The 18,410-nt window shown below is 39.9% G+C and carries 18 protein-coding genes; 5 read left to right on the top strand and 13 right to left on the bottom strand.

Features of this window, described 5'->3' with window-relative positions; genetic code table 11:
• Positions 1 to 2 precede the first annotated feature (2 nt).
• The 3 genes from ESV85_RS06580 to ESV85_RS06570 all read right to left on the bottom strand — a co-directional run bounded on the left by ESV85_RS06580 (position 3) and on the right by ESV85_RS06570 (position 3,078).
• The gene (locus ESV85_RS06580) at positions 3 to 1,055 is read right to left on the bottom strand and encodes an efflux RND transporter periplasmic adaptor subunit (RefSeq protein WP_146915911.1); all 1,053 of its coding nucleotides are present in this window, start codon (positions 1,053 to 1,055) and stop codon (positions 3 to 5) included.
• A gap of 123 nt (positions 1,056 to 1,178) precedes the next feature.
• A complete protein-coding gene (locus ESV85_RS06575; RefSeq protein WP_223275923.1) occupies positions 1,179 to 2,546 on the bottom strand; it encodes a TolC family protein in 1,368 nt (455 codons plus the stop codon).
• Between the two features lie 70 nt (positions 2,547 to 2,616).
• Positions 2,617 to 3,078, bottom strand: coding sequence for a GbsR/MarR family transcriptional regulator (locus tag ESV85_RS06570; protein WP_146915909.1), 462 nt, complete (start codon positions 3,076 to 3,078; stop codon positions 2,617 to 2,619).
• A 230-nt stretch (positions 3,079 to 3,308) separates the two neighbouring features.
• On the opposite strand from ESV85_RS06570, the gene ESV85_RS06565 reads away from it, so the two are divergent.
• The 3 genes from ESV85_RS06565 to madM are packed head-to-tail and all read left to right on the top strand — an operon-like array spanning position 3,309 to position 5,903.
• On the top strand, positions 3,309 to 4,784 hold the full coding sequence (locus ESV85_RS06565; RefSeq protein WP_146915907.1) for an acyl-CoA synthetase: 1,476 nt from the start codon (positions 3,309 to 3,311) through the stop codon (positions 4,782 to 4,784).
• Positions 4,784 to 5,143: a malonate transporter subunit MadL gene (gene madL, locus ESV85_RS06560; RefSeq protein ID WP_146915905.1), complete on the top strand. Its 360-nt coding sequence runs from the start codon at positions 4,784 to 4,786 to the stop codon at positions 5,141 to 5,143. The genes ESV85_RS06565 and madL overlap by 1 nt, the downstream gene beginning before the upstream one ends.
• Before the next feature lies 1 nt (position 5,144).
• The gene (madM, locus tag ESV85_RS06555; protein WP_146915903.1) at positions 5,145 to 5,903 is read left to right on the top strand and encodes a malonate transporter subunit MadM; all 759 of its coding nucleotides are present in this window, start codon (positions 5,145 to 5,147) and stop codon (positions 5,901 to 5,903) included.
• A gap of 1 nt (position 5,904) precedes the next feature.
• On the opposite strand, the gene ESV85_RS06550 is transcribed toward madM, so the two are convergent.
• Positions 5,905 to 6,297, bottom strand: coding sequence for a winged helix-turn-helix transcriptional regulator (locus ESV85_RS06550; protein WP_146915902.1), 393 nt, complete (start codon positions 6,295 to 6,297; stop codon positions 5,905 to 5,907).
• A 114-nt stretch (positions 6,298 to 6,411) separates the two neighbouring features.
• On the opposite strand from ESV85_RS06550, the gene ESV85_RS06545 reads away from it, so the two are divergent.
• Positions 6,412 to 6,768 carry a DoxX family protein gene (locus tag ESV85_RS06545; protein ID WP_146915900.1) on the top strand — a complete coding sequence of 119 codons (357 nt, stop codon included), beginning with the start codon at positions 6,412 to 6,414 and terminating at the stop codon, positions 6,766 to 6,768.
• A 201-nt stretch (positions 6,769 to 6,969) separates the two neighbouring features.
• Here the strand turns inward: ESV85_RS06545 and ESV85_RS06540 are convergent, their stop codons facing one another.
• A complete protein-coding gene (locus tag ESV85_RS06540) occupies positions 6,970 to 10,224 on the bottom strand; it encodes a S41 family peptidase (RefSeq protein WP_146915898.1) in 3,255 nt (1,084 codons plus the stop codon).
• Between the two features lie 345 nt (positions 10,225 to 10,569).
• Here ESV85_RS06540 and ESV85_RS06535 point away from each other — a divergent pair, with 345 nt between their 5' ends.
• Positions 10,570 to 11,241 (top strand): CAP domain-containing protein, encoded by a 672-nt coding sequence (locus ESV85_RS06535; protein WP_191321952.1) that lies wholly within the window; start codon positions 10,570 to 10,572, stop codon positions 11,239 to 11,241.
• Between the two features lie 213 nt (positions 11,242 to 11,454).
• On the opposite strand, the gene ESV85_RS06530 is transcribed toward ESV85_RS06535, so the two are convergent.
• From ESV85_RS06530 to ESV85_RS06495, 8 genes are all read right to left on the bottom strand, one after another.
• Positions 11,455 to 12,795 carry a Gfo/Idh/MocA family protein gene (locus ESV85_RS06530; RefSeq protein ID WP_146915894.1) on the bottom strand — a complete coding sequence of 447 codons (1,341 nt, stop codon included), beginning with the start codon at positions 12,793 to 12,795 and terminating at the stop codon, positions 11,455 to 11,457.
• 136 nt (positions 12,796 to 12,931) lie between these two features.
• The gene (locus ESV85_RS06525; RefSeq protein WP_146915892.1) at positions 12,932 to 13,699 is read right to left on the bottom strand and encodes a DUF1080 domain-containing protein; all 768 of its coding nucleotides are present in this window, start codon (positions 13,697 to 13,699) and stop codon (positions 12,932 to 12,934) included.
• Positions 13,700 to 13,927: 228 nt separating this feature from the next.
• Complete coding sequence (locus ESV85_RS06520) at positions 13,928 to 14,377, bottom strand: copper resistance protein NlpE (RefSeq protein ID WP_146915890.1); 450 nt, start codon at positions 14,375 to 14,377, stop codon at positions 13,928 to 13,930.
• 170 nt (positions 14,378 to 14,547) lie between these two features.
• The gene (locus ESV85_RS06515; RefSeq protein WP_146915888.1) at positions 14,548 to 14,985 is read right to left on the bottom strand and encodes an energy transducer TonB; all 438 of its coding nucleotides are present in this window, start codon (positions 14,983 to 14,985) and stop codon (positions 14,548 to 14,550) included.
• Positions 14,986 to 15,092: 107 nt separating this feature from the next.
• A complete protein-coding gene (locus ESV85_RS06510; protein ID WP_146915886.1) occupies positions 15,093 to 15,518 on the bottom strand; it encodes an energy transducer TonB in 426 nt (141 codons plus the stop codon).
• A 165-nt stretch (positions 15,519 to 15,683) separates the two neighbouring features.
• Positions 15,684 to 16,955, bottom strand: a complete 1,272-nt coding sequence (locus ESV85_RS22475; RefSeq protein ID WP_146915884.1) for a TonB family protein — start codon at positions 16,953 to 16,955, stop codon at positions 15,684 to 15,686.
• A complete protein-coding gene (locus ESV85_RS06500; RefSeq protein ID WP_092897761.1) occupies positions 16,952 to 17,326 on the bottom strand; it encodes a BlaI/MecI/CopY family transcriptional regulator in 375 nt (124 codons plus the stop codon). Before ESV85_RS06500 ends, ESV85_RS22475 begins: the two co-directional genes overlap by 4 nt.
• 246 nt (positions 17,327 to 17,572) lie before the next feature.
• The gene (locus ESV85_RS06495) at positions 17,573 to 18,409 is read right to left on the bottom strand and encodes a DUF4249 family protein (protein ID WP_146915882.1); all 837 of its coding nucleotides are present in this window, start codon (positions 18,407 to 18,409) and stop codon (positions 17,573 to 17,575) included.
• Position 18,410: the final 1 nt, after the last annotated feature.

Here is an 18,410-nt window from a genome sequence, read left to right as displayed (position 1 = left end):
GTTTACTGAACTTTGACTTTTGTCCCCTCTTTCACATTGATCAAACCTGAAGCGATCACTTCGTCACCGGCTTTTAGACCTTCCAAAATCTCTACAGTTCCATCATCCAAAGGATTGATTTTCACTTTCTGATAAACCGCTACTCCGTCTTTGATCAAGTAAACTCCTGGATCTTTCAAGCTTCCTGAGATAGATTTTCTGTCAATCTTCAGTACTTTTTCTTCCTGAGAAAATTCAAACTGAGCTGTTCCAAACATACCTGGCTTGATTTGATCTTGATTTTTGCTGTTCATGGTCAACTCTACTTCATATTTAAATGAAGCATCAGCCATATCGGAGATGAAATTCACTTTTCCTGTGAATTCCTGAGTAGACATTGCATTCACTCTTACTGCGATCTGATCACCTTTATTTACTTTGGCGATTTCAGTTTCTGTGACATTCACTACTAATTTCAATGGGTTCTTATTGATGATATCTGCCAGTGGCATACCAGGACTTACCAAGGTTCCCAACTCGTAATAGTCTTCGTTGATAAAGCCAGCAATCGGCGCAGTCACCTGCGTATCATCCAGTCTTTTCTTCAATGCTCCTAATTGAGCATCAGCGATTTTGAAAGCATTCTCATTTTCTTCCAATTGCTTCTTAGTGATTGCATCAGTTGTCGCTAGGTTTTCAAAGCGCTTCAAGTCTTTCTCTGCTTGATCTCTATTCAGTTTCGCAATAGTATATTCAGAGCGGATTAGACGGTCATCAATCTGTACCAGTAAATCACCTTTACGTACATAATCACCTTTTCTTCTTTGGATCTTGACAATCGCTCCAGAAGTCTCAGACATGAGTTTCAATTCCTGAGATGGCTCAAAAACTCCGTTTGCTTGAAAATTTCTGTTGACAGTTTTCTCCTCCACCTTCTCCACAGTCACCGAGATGTATTCGCTGGATTTCATGGCAAGTGTAGCAGCTTCGTTCATTTCTGCCTTATTAGTATATAGCGTAAAAGCTACAGCACTCACTCCTACAAGGAGCAGGGCTACGATGATTAACTTTTTCATGTGTTTAAATGTGTTTTTATGGTCATCCCAATAGCTATCGGAAGAAATCTCGTAGGTCTGAAAACAATCCCAGTGTGGAGCGCCTGAGACATGCTCGATTTCATTGTTGGTTTGAGTTTTCGGTTACAATAAAAGATTAGATATTTTTCCAGTTGAATTCAGAATCTCCAATTGAGCGATCCGAACCTGTATTATTTGATTGTTGTAGTTGGCTTTTGCTTGTCTCTGCGTGGTCTCAGCATCCAGCAAATCCGTAAGTGGACTTAATCCCTCTTTGTAAAGCAAGGTTGTTTCGCTAAACACATCATCTGCGAGATCTAAATTGCTATCCAGAGCAGCCAGAGTATTCAGTGAATTGTAGTATTTGTTTAGTGCATTTTTGTATTCCAGTTCTGCTGCATCTTCTGCTTGACGACGATCAAGGTTTAACTGTTGAGCATTGACTTTTGATTGAGCAGCTTTGTATTTGGTTTGCATCCCATCGAAAATAGGAATCTGTAATTTCAAGCCGATTAAAAATCCCTGAAACCAAACTTTGTTCTGGCTTAGAAAATCAAAATTCTGAGAGAAAGCATTCTTGTTGAAATCAGCAAATCCAACCAATTGAGGCTGATGAGCCGCTTTGATATTTTTGTATTCGTACTCATACAACTGCTCCTGAATGCCCAGAACCTGAATATCTTTTCTATCAAAAATGTTGAAATCCTGAATTTGGAAATCTTTCACTTTCTCATCCATATCCGCTACTGATTGATCAAGATTAATCTCAGTATCTATCGGAATGCCCATCAATAACTTCAAATAACCTTCTTGCTGAAAAATTGAAATCTCAAGGTTATCCAATTCACTTCGAATGGAAGTCAAGTTCACCTTCACACGGTTTAGATCCACCTTACGTGCTAGATCATTGTCGTATTGTGATTGAAGTATTTTCTCAAGGCTTTGTAGCTGGTCGATATTTGCCTGCAAATTTTCCTTCTGAAGTTCCAATTGAATCACTCCTAGGTAATTCATAGTGATCTCGTGAATTACATCTTGTTCAGATTGTTCAGACAAAATTCTGTAAAACTCCTCCCCTGTTTTTGCAGCTTTCAAACCTATCAAATAGGAATTACTAAAAATCAACTGATTCAACTCAAACCCAGCTTTTAAGGACTGAGGAACACCTAAAGAAATCACCTGAAGTTCATTAGGGTCTCCTCCAAAAATCCCTCCTGGCACTGCCTGCGGGAATACATCCAAGAAGTTGCTGTACTGCCCGTAAGCAGAAAACTGCGGAAGACCAGCTCCTCTTATTTCATTTCTCTGATACTTAGCCTTCTCTTCATCAAGTATGGCTTTCTTCAGCGTTCGATTGTTTTCCAAACCGATCTGAATACTCTCTTTCAATGTAAGCGTATCTGGAAGGGTAAATTCCGGCACTGTTTCCTGCCCCATAGCCATTACTGGAGCTATTAAGAAAAATGCATACGTTAAATACTTCTTTAACATGTCTGAATAATAGTTGGTTATAAAATATATAGTTGGTTCTGTTTTTTATGAACTTAATAGTTAAATTTTTTTAAGCTTGTTGCTTTTTAAATCGTTCAAACAAGGCTGGAATTTCTTTTTTGAAAAAGCCCAGGAAATCAGAGAAATCCTTCATTTTGCAATTGAATTCATGATTCTTTTCAGTTCTTACTTCTAACACTTGATCGATGAATTTTTGAATTTCTGCGATGTTCTCTAGTTCCTTTGCAAAATCCTCTCTCCAATCGCTCAACTTCAAGGCAAAATATCGCTTTCTGTCGCCAGGCCGAGTAGAGTATATACACCTGTCTTTTGCCTGTAGAAAAGTCAAAGCATTACTCACAGCACTTTTACTAACACCGAGCTGCTCTACGATTTCATCAAAAGAAACTTCACCTTCTTCGTGAACCAATAGCAATCCGATAATTCTACCAACTAATGGCTGCATACCTTTATGCTCATGGAAAACTCCGATTCTCTCGATCAGTTCCTTGTGTTTTTCAGTCAATACCATATTCAATGTATTTGGGTTATGGGCTAGTAACGGACCAAAGGTAAACAAAGTTCAGTTAGTTCTGCAAACACAGAACCAATAAAATTCATATTTTTATTACTCCTTATTCCAATTACCTGATTTAGAGTAGCATAATTCATTTATGATTGAAATCAACTACTATTTTTTCATTTCTAAACATTAGCTTTTATCTTCCATTCCAAAAATAAAAACCCAATAAAGTTTTATTCATGCTTCAACTTGTAGCAAACGCCTCTAAGTTTCCTTCAAAAACTGCCGTAATTGACTCTGAAGGTAACTATACCTATCAAGATCTATTAGAAAAAAGCCATGGTGTCAGTGAAGCTTTACTTAACGATCGTTCTGATTTAAATGAAGCCAGAGTTGCTTTCATAGTTTCTCCCGGAATAGACTATGTAGCTACCCAATGGGGCATTTGGAGAGCTGGAGGAATTGCCGTTCCACTCTGTATTTCCTATCCGTTTCCCTCTTTGAAATATGTGATCGAAGACACAACTGCCGGATATCTAATTGTAGGACCAGAATTTGAAGAGCTGCTACTTCCCTATCAAGAAAATACAAACACGAAATATTTACGTTTGGAAGAACTGAAGTCGGACTCCAACATTCCCCTTCCTGAAATTAACCCTTCACGAGGAGCAATGATCCTCTATACTTCTGGCACTACCTCACTTCCCAAAGGAGTATTGACTACTCATGCAATTATTGAATCGCAGATCAGTACACTGGTGAAAGCTTGGCAATGGACATCCGAAGATTATATTCTTGAAATACTCCCTCTTCATCACGTCCATGGAATTATCAATGTGCTATGTTGTGCGCTTTGGTCTGGAGCTACAGTTCAATTCTTAAATCCTTTTAGTGCAAAAGAGGTTTTTAGAATTTTCAAAGAAGGCAAACTCAATGTCTTCATGGCAGTGCCTACGATCTATTTCAAATTGATTTCGGAATTCGAAAGTCTATCCATTGCAGAGCAGAAAGAATTAACTGCGGCCATGGCGAAATTCAGATTGATGATTTCAGGTTCAGCAGCTCTGCCCGTGTCTGTCATGGAAAAATGGAAAGAAATATCCGATCATTATTTACTCGAGCGCTATGGAATGACCGAAATAGGAATGGCAATCAGCAATCCATATATCGGGGAACGCAGAGCAGGCCATATTGGTCAGCCACTTCCTGGTGTAGAGTTTAGATTAGTAGATGAAAATAATCAGCCGGTAGCCGATGGAGAACCCGGAGAAATTCAGGTGAAAGGCGATTCAGTCTTCAAAGAATACTGGGGGAAGCCTGAATCCACCGCGAAAGCATTCACCGACGAAGGCTGGTTTCTTACTGGAGATATTGCAGTCAATACAGATGGATATCTTAGGATTCTTGGTCGGGATTCTATCGATATCATCAAATCTGGGGGATACAAAATTTCAGCCTTGGAGATAGAAGAAGTCTTGCGTACCTATCCAGGCATCAAGGATAGCGGAGTCTTAGGTATTCCAAATGAAGAATGGGGAGAACTGGTAGTCGCGGCTTTAGTCTGTGAAGAAAATCCAAACCTAGAACAACTCAGTCAATGGATGCGTGAGCGAATGCCCGCCTACAAGACACCACGTAAATATATTTTCATAGAAGATTTACCACGAAATGCCATGGGAAAAGTGACCAAAAATGACTTGAAAAAACTTTTCTGATGCTCATATACGGTGTAGCACTTCTCTCCTTTTCATATCTGCTAGGTCAGTGGCTAGGTGAGCTTCTAGGTAAACTCATTGGTATAAATTCCAATGTAGGCGGCGTCGGTTTTGCCATGATCATTCTAATGTTACTCAAAGAATTATTTGAGCGAAAAGGCTGGTGGAAACATGAAATGATCTCAGGTATCGATTTTTGGAATAAAATGTACATCCCTGTGGTGATTGCGATGGCTGCGAGCCTAAATGTAAAAGCAGCGATTTCAAGTGGGAATTTAGCCATCGTCGCTGGCATTATCCCTGTGATTCTCGCCTTTGCATTTTTTCCATTTCTAATGAGAGCTTTTAAGCATAACTGAAATGGAAGAACTGCTGAAGGTTTTTGACAAAAATGCATTGATCGTAGGCTTTCTTGCTGTTGGACTGCTGGCGTATTTTTCTGATTTATTTTCTAAAAAAGTACTGAATGGTCGAATCCCAGGATCTGCCATTGCCATCTTTTTGGGATTGGTTTTGGGATATGTAGGAGGAGTTTTTACAGGTGGAGACAAGGGATTGTCCGACATCCCCATTTTCCGTGGAGTTGGAGTTTTAGGAGGATCCATGTTTAGGGATTTTGCCATAGTAGCTACCGCTTTGGGTGCAAGCTTTCTTCTCATCAAGAAGTCTGGAGTACTAGGTCTCATATCCTTGATTTTTGGAATATTAATCTTCTTTATTTCTGGAGTAGCCATGGCTTGGCTGTGGGGATATAGAGATGCAGTGAGCTTAGCTACCATTGGAGCTGGAGCATGTACATATATAGTTGGGCCAGTGACAGGAGCTGCTTTAGGCGCAAGTTCTGAAGTGATCGCTTTAAGTATTGCAGCTGGAGTGGTGAAGACGATCGCAGTGACAATCTTCACTCCCATCCTAGCAGAAAAAATCAGTCTAAACGATGCCGGGTCAGCTATGGCCTTTGGAGGAATCATGGGCACCTCCAGCGGAGTTGCTGCTGGATTAGCTGCCACAGATCCTAAACTCGTTCCTTATGGAGCAGTAACTGCTACTTTTTATACAGGTTTGGGATGCCTGCTTTGTCCTTCACTTTTATATTATCTAATCGAAATCTTACTCTAGCTTACCCAAGATGATCCTTATTAACCGGCTCTTGCAATAAGTCATCCCCAAAAATTTTGCGTCTATGGTTTTCTCCCCAAAAATGAAGCGCGCCAATTACATCCTTTAATGTCTCTCCATACTCAGTCATTGTATATTCGACGGTCACAGGAAAGGTATCATAGACAGTCCTTTTCACGAGATGATTTAGCTCCAGATCTCGTAGTTCCTTCGAAAGCATACGGTCCGTAATGCCTGGGATTTCCCTTGAAATCTCCGAGAAACGTTTCACTCCATGAAGTAGCGCAACGATAATTGGTAATTTCCATTTGCCATTAAGCACATCCAACGCATCCTGAACAGGACGAATCACAAGCTTGCACTTCACTGGACTTAAGTTTTCTTTTTTGCTCATACCCTCTTTATTAATGGTTTAACCTAAACTATACCAAAGTATAGCACTATACTTCAGTATAGTACTTACAAATGTATAGCTAATTACCCTAGGTTTGCATCAAATAATCAAACTATGAAAAATAAAATTATCTACTGGACCGCCACAGGCTTAATATCACTCATGATGCTTTTCAGCGCATTTGCATATTTCACAGATCCAAATGTATCAGCGGGATTTACTGCAATGGGCTTTAAGGATTTTTTCCGAATTGAATTAGGCATAGCCAAAATACTTGGAGTGTTCGTTTTACTAATTCCTTCCACTCATAAACTTGTTAAAGAATGGGCTTATGCAGGTTTTGGAATCACCTTTATCTCTGCATTTATAGCTCACTCTGCAAATGGAGATCCTGTTTCCGCTATGATTATGCCGATAGTCGCTTTAGTTTTTCTAGCAACTTCAAGAATATTTCTTTCGAAAATCAGCTAAGGAAAGTTTTGTCAATCAAGCGCTCTTGTCTACAGACTTGAGCGCTTTTTTAGGATAGTTTTTTAGTCATACAGAGCAGGTAGTCCTTATATTCAAATGTGTTCACAGTAGTCATGATTAAAATACATTTCTGAAATGCCTCTAAACCAAAAACTCCCCTAAGAGTGCAATCCAAGGGGAGTTTATTAAATCAAAATTTCATTAATTTCTCTTTTCGTAAGTAGGCCTAGCAGGCACTTTAAAACGATCACTGCTATTCAAGAGACGCATCACTTCTTTGATCGCTGCCTCTAATTGAGCATCTGTGCCTTTTGCAAGACTCTCAAAATCTTCTACTACTTCGATATCAGGATCTACACCATGGCCTTCTTTGAACCAAGTCCCATCTGGATCATACATTCTAAAAGTTGGCACAGTCACAGACCCACCGTCGATCAGACTTGGCGCACCGGAAATACCAATCAATCCTCCCCATGTTCTTGTTCCTATCAGTGGACCGATCTCTCTCTTACGGAAATAATCAGGAAAAGCATCCCCACCAGAACCTGAGAATCCATTGATCAACATCACTTTTGGCCCGAAGTTGCCAGATGGAGGCCATGCCCAATCCTGTCCATCACGCACTGCCCAAAATGCAAGTGGTTTACGATCTAACAATTCAACAAATCGATCCGGAATCTGACCACCGTTATTAAAGCGCTCATCTATGATCATTCCTTCTTTTTCCATCTGCCCATAAAACTGGCGGAAAAGCTCATTTTGTCCATCTACTCCAGTGCTTGGTACGAATATGTAACCAATTCTTCCATCTGTAGCTTCTTCTACTCTTTTACGGAAATCATTAATCCAGGACAGGTTTCGTAGTCTAGCTTCTGATCCAAGTGGTTCTATCAACACAGTTTTGGCACCCGACATCGTAGCAGAACTATTCACCGTAAGCTGAACGGTTTTTCCTGCAAGACCCTGCAAAGCAGCATAAATTGATTGAGTCGCATCAATTAGCTGACCATTGACTGCGAGTAGGTAATCTCCTTCTTTGATCTCTACTCCAGGCTTAGACAGCGGTGAACGAACTTCCACATCCCAAGGTGCTCCGTTGATAATCTTGGCGATTTTATAAGCTCCGTTTTCAAGCACGAAATTGGCCCCCAAATACCCAACTGACATAGAAGGACCCGACTCCAAATCTCCTCCGTTATTGTAGGTGTGTGAAGCGTTCAGTTCTGCAATAAGATCTCCAAGGATGATATTCACATCACGTCTAGATCCCGCCTGCTCCACCAAACTTCCGTAGCGCTTCCGCATAAGATTCCAATCCACTCCATGCATATTCGGATCATAGAAATAATCCCGCTCAAATCTCCAAACATCATTGAAAATCTGCTTCCACTCTTCAGCAGGAACCACCGTCATCTGCATATCGCCTAGAGGTACTGTTTCTTCGATTTTCTGCCCTGAGGCTGGGTCGATCACGGCAAGTTTGCCATTAGAGAACACCATCACTTTCTTTCGATCTGCAGAAAGAGAAAACCCATTTACCTCTTCAATGACTGTCTTTGATTCTTTTTCTTTAAAATCATACAGCTCCAAACTGCTTTTGGAATCATCGCCAGCACCTGTATTTGGATTACGCACGTATAGAAGTTTTCCTTCCAGAGAAGCCAAACCACCAATATTTCCATTGGAAATATCCAACATCTCTATTCTGTTTTCGAAGGAGGAAGTCTCAAATTCTACTCCTATTGGTTTCTCATTTTCCTTATCCTTTTTGTCGTCTTTTTTCTCTTCTTCCTTATCTGTCTTCTCTTCATCCATTTTTATCTCATCGTTTTCCAGAGATATCAAGGATGTAATCGACTGATTCAAGGTCCCTACTGCTACCCCAGATGTATTTGAGTAAATAAAAGTATTATCGATATCGGAATATTGAGGATCAAAATTACGGTTGGTAGTGAAGAAGAGATACTTTCCATCCTCACTGAAAGTCGGACTTTGGTCAGCGTAGAAACCAGAGGTAATTTGCGAAACCTTGTTTGACTTTTTATCAAATACATATAGAGCTGAAGTAGCCCTGTTTTTCTTCGAAAGGCTATAGGAGATGAATCGACTATCTGGTGACCAGCTCACACTAAAGCCCTCCAAATTGCCTTCAAACATGTACTTGCCATTATCAATTACTTGCACCACTCCTGAAGTTGCATCGATAAGCATTACCTCCATAGCCTGATTCACACTTACGATTTTCTTACTATCAGGTGACCAGAAAATATTGTAACCAAATCCATCTTTGAAATTTGTAAGTGTTTTCGTCTGCGAATCCACTCCTAGTGATTTGGTGGTAAGCTGATACTCGCCTGTAGCATCTGACCAATACGCAATTTTTTTACCATCTGGAGCCATCTCCGGATAGCGCTCAGCTACTCCTGAAGTATTGGTAAGATTGGTGACAAAACCTTTCTTGGCTGGCAAACTGAAAATCTCCCCACGTGCGTTTGCAATCACACGATTACCATCCGGTGAAATACTTGCTGCCATCAAGTCAGACTCAGTTTTCACGATCTTAGGAATCATCGCTTTTTGATCGGAAATAATCTGTATTTCTACTCGCTTGGATTCAGCCGAAGCGATATCATACAAATACAGACTTCCACCAGCTTCAAAAACGATTTCCTTTTCACTATTGGAAGGAAAAGTAATATCAAAGTCAGTAAACTCCGTCAGTTGGGTATTTTGCTTGGTTTTCAGATCGTATTTCCAAAGATTATTTCTGCCCTCAGGACCATTGTCTGACATATAAAATACCGCATCGCCGATCCACATTGGAAGTTCATCGTTAGCGGCATTGTTGGTGATATTTTCCGTTTTGAATCCGGTCAAATCAAAAAGCAAGATATCTGGAGCAGTACCACCTCTGTACCTTTTCCAATTTCTATTTACTCTACTTCTGTCGGTATAGGCAAATCTTTTTCCGTCAGGTGAATAAGATGCAAACTCCCCATAAGGAACTGGAAGCTTAGCTGGAAGTCCACCAGTGGCTGCGATGGTATAAAACTGGGAAAAGCGTTCCTTGCCACTCTCCCGCCCTGAAGTAAATAATACAGATTTACCATCAGGAGTCCAGCCTTGCACGATATCAGGCATCCCATGATACGTTAAGCGTGCAGGAACTCCACCCGCAGTTGGCATCACATATACATCATAATTCCCGTTGTAATTGGCAGAAAAGGCGATCTGCTTGCCATCTGGTGAAAACCTTGGGTACATTTCTGGTCCTGGGGGCGAAGTAAGTCTCTGCGCGAGGCCTCCTTGCTTAGGAACTACCCAAATATCATCTCCAAAAGTAAAAGTAATCTGTGTATCAGACACATCAGGTAATTGCATGAGCCGAGCATCTGTCTGTGCCTGGCATAACAATGGGGCTGTCAAAAGCGACAATCCTAGAATGAGTTTTCTCATAGTCAGTAAATAATTGGATTAAGAACTAGTAGGTTAAATGGCTAATAAACATTCAAAATTTCAAATTTGGTAGATCCAATAGTCCATCAGATACCCATGGATAGGCCAGTAATTTCAGCATGTTTTATTTATAGATAGAAAAAACAATACCATCACATGCATAATCAATTTAAGTGATTGATTCTAAGTATGCTAAAAATCTCCTCTTAAATCTCACTGTCACAATTCCGAACAGTATTTTTGTTCGATTTTACTCAAACAGTTCAATTGGAATAAAATATTCCAGCCAACAATTCGTCTAATATTAAGATTATTTCTCTTGAACCTACTTTAGACATCCGCATCTTGGCTTTACGATTTCTCTCGATATTATTGTTTTTTATTTCAAATTCACTGGTCGCTCAAACCTGGATTCCCTCTGATTACAATCGCTTTACACCAGCCCAATTTTTCCAGCTTGCGGCGGTAAATCAAACCATCAATTACAAGAAACTAGATAGAGGGCTGCTACAAGCCGCAATATTCTATTTGACAAATGAGGAAAGGATCAAATATGGTCTTAAGCCATTTTCTCATTCCGATGCAATGGAAAAGGTAGCTTCTGAGCACGCCAACGACATGGTCAATTACAACTTCTATTCACATGTTAGTAGAGTGAAAGGAAAGGAAACTATTGGTGACCGATTTTCGCGCGAAGGCCTTAAACGAATGCTAATAGGCGAGAACATCAGTTCCAGTATAGGCTTGCAATATCAAGATGGCCGACAGATCAATATTCCACGCAGTGGAGGAATGTACACCTATGCCAATTCAACACGAGAGGTAATACTTCCTCATACCTATTTAAGCTATGCGCGTGAAGCGGTACAGCTCTGGATGAATTCACCTTCGCACAGAAAAAGTATTCTTAACCCAAATTTCGAGCAACTTGGATGTGGATCTCAGGTTTTCAGCAACCGGGAATTTTTCAATGTCCCATATTTAATGGGAGTGCAATGCTTTGGCAGCGAAAAATGACCTAGACTCTATTATAAAATTGCAATAGCATAAAATTCCTCACTAGCTTATTAGTAAACGATTTACTGAAAAAATATTCCGGAAAGATTTAAAAATCCATCAATCCATTTAAAAGTAAACTAGGACTTGCAGCGCTAGCTTTTTAAGAAAGAAGTATCAAACAATCAAAAGCCGCAGAGATCGATCTCTGCAGCTTTGTAATCTAACTTTAAATTAAATTTTAGGCAATTTCCACCCATTGTGATAATGAGCTTTCATTAAATCATTGGCAGCCGAAGATGTAAACTGGTTTTTCTCTGCATTCCAATATACTTTCTCTCCAGTCTTGTAAGCAATATTACCCATCTGGGCATTAATAGCTGCAATACTTCCTGTTTGAATCGCACAGTTCAGAAGCTTTGGATCGTTGGCAGTAACTGCCTCCACAAAGTTCACCGCATGCAGGTCAAGTGCATTTCCAGTTGGTTTATTATGAGGTACTTCTTCGACTTTATTAGTACGAACCCCATCTTTAGTCTCAGTTTCTGGAATCACTTTCCACCCACCCCTATTCACGACCAAGGTTGCATTATTTCCTATGAATGCAATTCCTTCAGTTGTCCCATAGTTACCTCCATCGATACCAGTGGCATGTTCCCATAGCATATTGAAGCCTTCGTATTCATAAACGGTCTGTAAGGTATCTGGAGTCTCGGAAGCATCATCTGGATAGGCAAACTTCCCTCCTGATGCCATCACAGATTTCGGAGCCTTTACTCCCATTGCGAATAGTGCAATATCAATCTCATGCACTCCCCAGTCGGTCATCAAACCTCCCGCATAATCCCAAAACCAACGGAAATTGAAATGGAAACGGTTAGGATTGAATGGTCTCTCGGGTGCTGGACCTAGCCACATCTTATAATCAACGCCAGCAGGCGCTGGTCCATTTGGCAATACAGGCACAGGTTTCATCCAGCCTTGATATGCCCAGCATTTCACCAGACGAATCTGACCTAGCTTACCGGATTTCACATAGTCGATTGCTTCCGCGTACTGAGATCCAGATCGCTGCCACTGTCCTACCTGGACAATTTTCCCATAGCGCTCCTGAGCTTTCACCATCAACTGGCACTCTTCAATAGTATTGGCAATTGGTTTCTCTACATACACATTTTTGCCAGCAGATACCGCATCACACATGATCAGGCAATGCCAGTGATCAGGCGTCCCCACAATCACAATATCTATATCGGGATCCTCCAGTAGCTTTCGATAATCCTTGTATTGCTTTGGACGGGTTCCGCGAAGCTTGAATACATCTTCTGTTCTTCTATCTAATACACTTTGATCTACATCTGCCAGAGCTACACAGTTCACCTGTGGCATTTTGAGATGTGCGTTCATATTAGACCAACCCATTCCATTACAGCCTATCAAGCCGTAATTCAATTGATCTGAGGGTTTGATTTTTCGGGTAAACCTCCCGAAATCTGCCGCTGTGAGAATATTAGGCATGCCTAACCCTGCTCCTAGCAGCATGGTGTTTTGAATAAATTTTCTTCTTGAGGACATAGTATTTTGGGTTGTTAAGTTGAATAAAAAGTAATTCGATGTCAAAGAAAAAAAGTAAGTAATTTTGGTAACAAATCACCTAACTACTTACTTTTCATTTATTTATAAAACGGAAATTTTCCGACTTTATCACATATTATAGCTCTCTCACCCAGATATTTCTAAATCTAACAGGGTTTCCATGATCCTGAAGTTTGATTGGCAATTTTTCTGGATGCGCCTTGTAATTTGGAATACCAATGTATTCGGTTGGACCTTTTAGAATAACATGGTTTTGAACTAATACACCATTCATTAGCAAAGTAACTGTAGCTGGCGAAGTCAAAATCCCATCCTTATTGAAGCGAGGAGCTTTGAAGATGATGTCGTAATAATTCCACTCACCAGCAGGTCTCAATGCCATAGCCAATGGAGTATGTTGCTTATAGATACTTCCAGCTTGACCGTTTGTATACGTTTTGCTTTCGTAGCTATCCAATACCTGTACCTCGTAAATACCCATCAAGAAGAAACCTGAGTTACCTCTACCCTGGCCTTCGCCTACGATTTCGGTTGGCGCAGACCACTCTAAGTGATATTGGGCATCGCCAAATGGCAACTTGGACTGGATATCACCTTTTCCTTTGGTAACTACCAATTCACCGTTTTCAATAGTCCAAGCCGCTGGACTTGAACCGTCCTTTGCAGTTACAAACCCATTCAGGCTAGTACCGTCAAAAAGCACAATCGCATCAGAAGGAGGTGCAGTATTGTGTGCTCCCGGAGTTACTTTCGGGGGAACTGGAGTGTAGAATTCCGTAGCCTCAGGCTTCATCGGAGGTGGAGTTTTCTCTTGAGCGTTTGCTAAAGAACTCAAAGTCAATGCACCAGCTGTAAATGCAAGTGTTAAGATTCTCATGTTCATAGGTTAGATTATTTAGGGAAAAGAACTTAGGAGGATAAATTACTCCAATTTCCCTTCAATCAAAAAACCGTTGATGGATTTTATGAAACAGAAGATAGATTCATTGGCTTTTCAGCAAAAAAGCCAAACTTCTAAAAGTCATTAAAATGGGTTGTGGAATTACATTTTGAGCTGGTGCTCAAGACTCAAAAAATAAAACATTTTAGGTTTTTACTATTTCTAGTGTTCCTATCGAGTGTAAGACAAAGTTATTTTGCCAGACAATTCTCCACTAGGTGTGTCCATAGTTACGTCATGAATAGTAACCAGTTCATTTTCGGTGACTTTGAGAAGGGTGTATTTCAACTCGTTTCCATTATTATCCAATAAGATCAAGTTATCGTCTTCCAACATCCATATACCTGACCCATTGTCATATTCGCCTACAAGTTTCTGGTAAGTCCCATCTTCATTGAGATTTAAAGTACTAGCCATATGTCTTGCTAGTCCCCCGTCAACGGTGGCTACCAAGTCAGGTCCTGTATCTTTGACAAACATATGATCACTTCCTTTCCATTTGCCAACTAATTTTCCTTCCAGGCTTCCACCACAGGAAAACATACTGAACAATAAAATCAGCATGGAAATACTCAATAAAAAAGTAGGCTTACTGTGACTTGATGGTTTGATTTGGTTCATCTAATGAATCGATTTTTAGATCTGAATTTGTTCGAAATTACTAGGATTATCCTTAATCGAAGTAAGAAAACGCAAGGTGGATTATATTAAAGTCAAAGTCCTATATCACTTCAAACAAAAACCACTGAGCTAAACCCAGTGGCGCCATGATTTCATAAAACAGAAAGTTATTAATTAAAACTGAATCGAATAGGCAACCTCATTCTTGAAGTTACTTTTTTGCCATCCAATTCTCCTGGTTCCCATTTGGGGGACTTTTTCACCACATCCATTGCTGCCTTGTCGCAGCCTTTGGAAACACTTTTAAGCAATTCCACATCAGTGACACTTCCATCTTCTTGCACCAAAAAAACAACAATGACAGTTCCATTTCCTCTATCTGTTTGCGGAACTTTCAGGTTTTGCGAAAGGTAATTATTCCATCCTTTCATTCCTCCTTGTGGTTTTGGCGGAACGTCAAGTTCTTGGACTTCTACAAATTTTACAGTATCTGCGAAAGATGAGGGATAATTATCCAGCCCTATATTACCCCCATCAAAGGATGAAAGAATAGTGAAAAACATCAGCGCAGTACCTGCCAACAGTAATGACCTTTTTGTTGATTTCATAGAATTTGTGGTTGTTGAAAATGTAGTCTAAACTAACTCTTTTTGCTTATAAACTAAAAAACACCCGAAGAAGCTTCGGATGTTTTTTCGACTAATTAAAACTTAACTTATAATTTAAATCTAATAGGAAGCCTCATTCTTACTTTGACTATTTCACCGTCCTTTTTTCCAGGGGTCCAATTAGGCGACTCTTTTACCAGTCGCATCACTTCCTCATCACAGCCACCACCTATGCCTCTGAGAATTTCCACATTACTTACTTCTCCTTTTTCATCAACTACAAAAGTGGCGATCACAGTACCTTCTACTTTCGCTTCTCTAGCAGCTTTCGGATAGGTCAGGTTTTTAGCCAAGTAGGTATTCCATCCTTCCATTCCTCCTTTTGGCTTAGGCATTTCGTCTACTTCCATTAAGACATCCTCTCCTTCAGTTTGACCCTGTGCAGATAGAATAGGGAGTGCAGCGAAAAAGAGAAAAGCAATTAAGAATACTGGAATTACTTTAAACTGGAAATTAAGAATTGATAGTTTCATAGATTTTGATTTAGGTGTATTTCATTTATTCTTTAAAGAATCCAGTTCTGCAGAATTTCTGAAAAGACTTTTTAACTAAGAGACTTAATTAGAAACTGGAATTTCAATGGTCTGTGGAAAATCATTTGTTGGTGTCACGTGAGGTTTTAATACCTATAAGCCAACTCAACTTAGTTTAAATCTAATAGGCAATCTCATTCTCGTATTTACTGTTACTCCTTTTTGAGAACCTGGAGTCCAATTCGGTGCATTTTCTATTGCTCTAACTGCTTCCTCATCTGCACCGCCTCCAATTGCTCGAAGTACTTCTATATCTGAAAGACTGCCATCAGAATTGACTGTAAACATTAGGATCACAGTCCCCTCAATTCCTAAAGTTTTGGCCTGCGCTGGATAAGTTAAGGTTTCGCTTAGATAGGCATTCCATCCTGCCATTCCTCCTACAGGATCTGGTTGCTTTTCTACAACATCATAAATTGGCTCGCCGTCTTTGCCAATTTCCATCACTCGTGCTGTTATGTCAGAAGGCCCTATTTTTACGACTTCCTTCACACCATTCATAGTGGGGCCTTCAATATCTTCTTCAGGCGTTATTTCGCAAGAAAATACGAAGAACAACGCCGCCAATACAGGAATCGCAAGCAAGAACCTACGCATTTCCCTTTTCTGGGATTGTGGTTTACTCATCATAATAATTCGTTTTTTGGTTTGAAATTGGTTGAAATTATTCATGAAGTGCCAGCCTTGTCCTCCAGTGATCATCTGAAGCAATAGTCCGGAGTATTCTCTTTTGGAATAAGTAGAGGTCACACCTTGATCCGCTTGATATTCATGCACTTCTCTAAGTGATCTTTCGAACTGGTAGATCAAAGGATTGAACCAAAAGATGATTTTAGCGAACTGGATCAACAACAGATCCCAGCTGTGCTTCAAGCGTACATGAACTGACTCGTGTAGGACGATTTGTCTTTGTTCAGATCTGTCAGGATTGAAGTCTGGCAGCAAAATGTAACTGAAGAAGGAAGCCGGAATGAACTTAGGATGAACCGCTATCCAGTAATCCTGATAACGCATCAATCTGGACTTACCCAGCAATCGCTGAGAAGTAAAGAATCCCAAAATCAAATGTGCTGTCATCACAACTACTCCCGCCAGGTAGGTGTAAAAAACAAGTTCCTGCCAAGTAAAACTTACTGCTTCCTGTGCGACTTCTTTACCTACTAGGAATTCGGGAAGCGTTATTTCTCCAGTGCCCAATGAGGTGATTCCAAGCTTAAATGAGAGCATAGGAATGATGAATGAAAGCATCAACATACCAATCAAAATCACACGATTCAACGTGAAAAATGTCAATTCACTCAATACAATTCGGTAAAAGAGCACCGTGATAGCAACACAAATACTTGCTTCAAGTAGATATATTAGGATAGCATTCATGACTCTGTGGGCTTGTCCATATCATCGATCATCTTCTGTAAGTCTTCAATTTCCTTATCAGAAATCTTATTTTCCTTCACCATGAAAGAGAGGAAATTCCCCACCGAACCTTCGAAATAATGCTTCACCAATTGATTTACACTTCTCTTGCTGTAGTCAGCCTGTGAGATCAATGGGAAATACTGGTGTGTGGTGCCGTAAGCTTTGTGATCCAAATAGCCTTTCTTCTCAAGTAGCTTAATGGAAGATGCCAAGGTGGTATAAGGCGGCTTCGGATCTGGTAGTTCATCAAGAACATCTCGGACAAGCGCTTTTTCGAGTCTCCAAAAAATTCGCATGATCCTTTCTTCGTTGTTATTTAATTCGTCCATAGCCCTAAGGTAAAAACGAATTTTTAATAATCCTACGATTATTTCGTATTACTACGATAAAAATAAGAGATCTAAAAAAATGAATGTCTTACCAAGATTATCCTCCAGATTTTCAGTCCGATAAATTACCTGCTGGAGAACGGAAGAATCACCTAATTACTACCTCCCTTGCTTTTGAATGCTAAAAAATAATAAAGGTTAGAAATTGTATCTATCTAAACACTATATTCTTAGGATAGCAGAGTATCAATCATCTTTCCCTTCAATAGCTACTGATTCTGTCAAAATAGAAGCCACACTAAAATATCCCAATACGTCAGAGCTCCCAGAAATCACCTCGATGTTTGTATCTGGATTTTGAGGTGGAGGACTAAAAAGCCCTCCATCGTTATAAAGTAAACTTACTAACTGAGTGAAGTAATTGTAAGGCTCCTTATTCAATCTATATAGCTCCAGTCGCACCTTATCCCCTTCTGCAAAATCGTAGTTCAACTCCAGACCATTTTCAAAAAAAGTAAGCCCAAACGTGTCATCAAAAAGTAAGTAGTCATCACGATCATTCTTAAGGGTGTCATTTTCTATCACACGTATACGATAGTAATTGTTTTCTTGGTAGGGGATTTTACCATACACTTTAATATAGTATCCTTCATCTCGAAATAATCTTTCCTTCTCGTATTTATAAGTGAGGCTGTCTACAATAGGTGGAGCCAGCATCTCTCCACTTGAAGTAAATTGATTGTCTTTCCACTGTATAAATAATTGGTAACTCTCTCCAATTTCAGCTCTTTTAGTCGTTTCAACGGGTATATAGCTAAGGTTTCCTTGATCAAAACGAAATGGAATTACCTCTTTACTTCGTGTATTAATGATAAACACCTGTGCGTCTTTCACCACATCTATTTCCGAATTATCTAAATAATTTTGCGCTAGCGTAATCTTCACTTCATTATAGAATGGCCTATCTGACCAGATAGCCTCAATAACTGGGACAGGAGAATCAATTGTTCCCAAAGGAAGATTAACTTCTTCCTGACAGGAGAAACTAGCGACAGCTAATAGTATGATGCAAATTCTCTTCATT

Origin of the sequence: Algoriphagus aquimarinus (assembly GCF_007997215.1) — a bacterium.
Taxonomy (GTDB): domain Bacteria; phylum Bacteroidota; class Bacteroidia; order Cytophagales; family Cyclobacteriaceae; genus Algoriphagus; species Algoriphagus aquimarinus_A.
Note: the sequence above shows the minus strand (reverse complement) of the source record. Positions and strands in the feature narration are given on the sequence as shown.

Bases quoted from the DNA above. Each gene is read 5' to 3' on its own strand.
- ESV85_RS06530 (WP_146915894.1), bottom strand. From the start codon at position 12,795: ATGTCCTCAAGAAGAAAATTTATTCAAAACACCATGCTGCTAGGAGCA.
- ESV85_RS06545 (WP_146915900.1), top strand. From the start codon at position 6,412: ATGAAAAATAAAATTATCTACTGGACCGCCACAGGCTTAATATCACTC.
- ESV85_RS06580 (WP_146915911.1), bottom strand. From the start codon at position 1,055: ATGAAAAAGTTAATCATCGTAGCCCTGCTCCTTGTAGGAGTGAGTGCT.
- ESV85_RS06565 (WP_146915907.1), top strand. From the start codon at position 3,309: ATGCTTCAACTTGTAGCAAACGCCTCTAAGTTTCCTTCAAAAACTGCC.
- ESV85_RS22475 (WP_146915884.1), bottom strand. From the start codon at position 16,955: ATGAATGCTATCCTAATATATCTACTTGAAGCAAGTATTTGTGTTGCT.
- madL (WP_146915905.1), top strand. From the start codon at position 4,784: ATGCTCATATACGGTGTAGCACTTCTCTCCTTTTCATATCTGCTAGGT.
- madM (WP_146915903.1), top strand. From the start codon at position 5,145: ATGGAAGAACTGCTGAAGGTTTTTGACAAAAATGCATTGATCGTAGGC.
- ESV85_RS06520 (WP_146915890.1), bottom strand. From the start codon at position 14,377: ATGAACCAAATCAAACCATCAAGTCACAGTAAGCCTACTTTTTTATTG.
- ESV85_RS06500 (WP_092897761.1), bottom strand. From the start codon at position 17,326: ATGGACGAATTAAATAACAACGAAGAAAGGATCATGCGAATTTTTTGG.
- ESV85_RS06550 (WP_146915902.1), bottom strand. From the start codon at position 6,297: ATGAGCAAAAAAGAAAACTTAAGTCCAGTGAAGTGCAAGCTTGTGATT.
- ESV85_RS06570 (WP_146915909.1), bottom strand. From the start codon at position 3,078: ATGGTATTGACTGAAAAACACAAGGAACTGATCGAGAGAATCGGAGTT.
- ESV85_RS06540 (WP_146915898.1), bottom strand. From the start codon at position 10,224: ATGAGAAAACTCATTCTAGGATTGTCGCTTTTGACAGCCCCATTGTTA.
- ESV85_RS06495 (WP_146915882.1), bottom strand. From the start codon at position 18,409: ATGAAGAGAATTTGCATCATACTATTAGCTGTCGCTAGTTTCTCCTGT.
- ESV85_RS06510 (WP_146915886.1), bottom strand. From the start codon at position 15,518: ATGAAACTATCAATTCTTAATTTCCAGTTTAAAGTAATTCCAGTATTC.
- ESV85_RS06525 (WP_146915892.1), bottom strand. From the start codon at position 13,699: ATGAACATGAGAATCTTAACACTTGCATTTACAGCTGGTGCATTGACT.
- ESV85_RS06515 (WP_146915888.1), bottom strand. From the start codon at position 14,985: ATGAAATCAACAAAAAGGTCATTACTGTTGGCAGGTACTGCGCTGATG.
- ESV85_RS06575 (WP_223275923.1), bottom strand. From the start codon at position 2,546: ATGTTAAAGAAGTATTTAACGTATGCATTTTTCTTAATAGCTCCAGTA.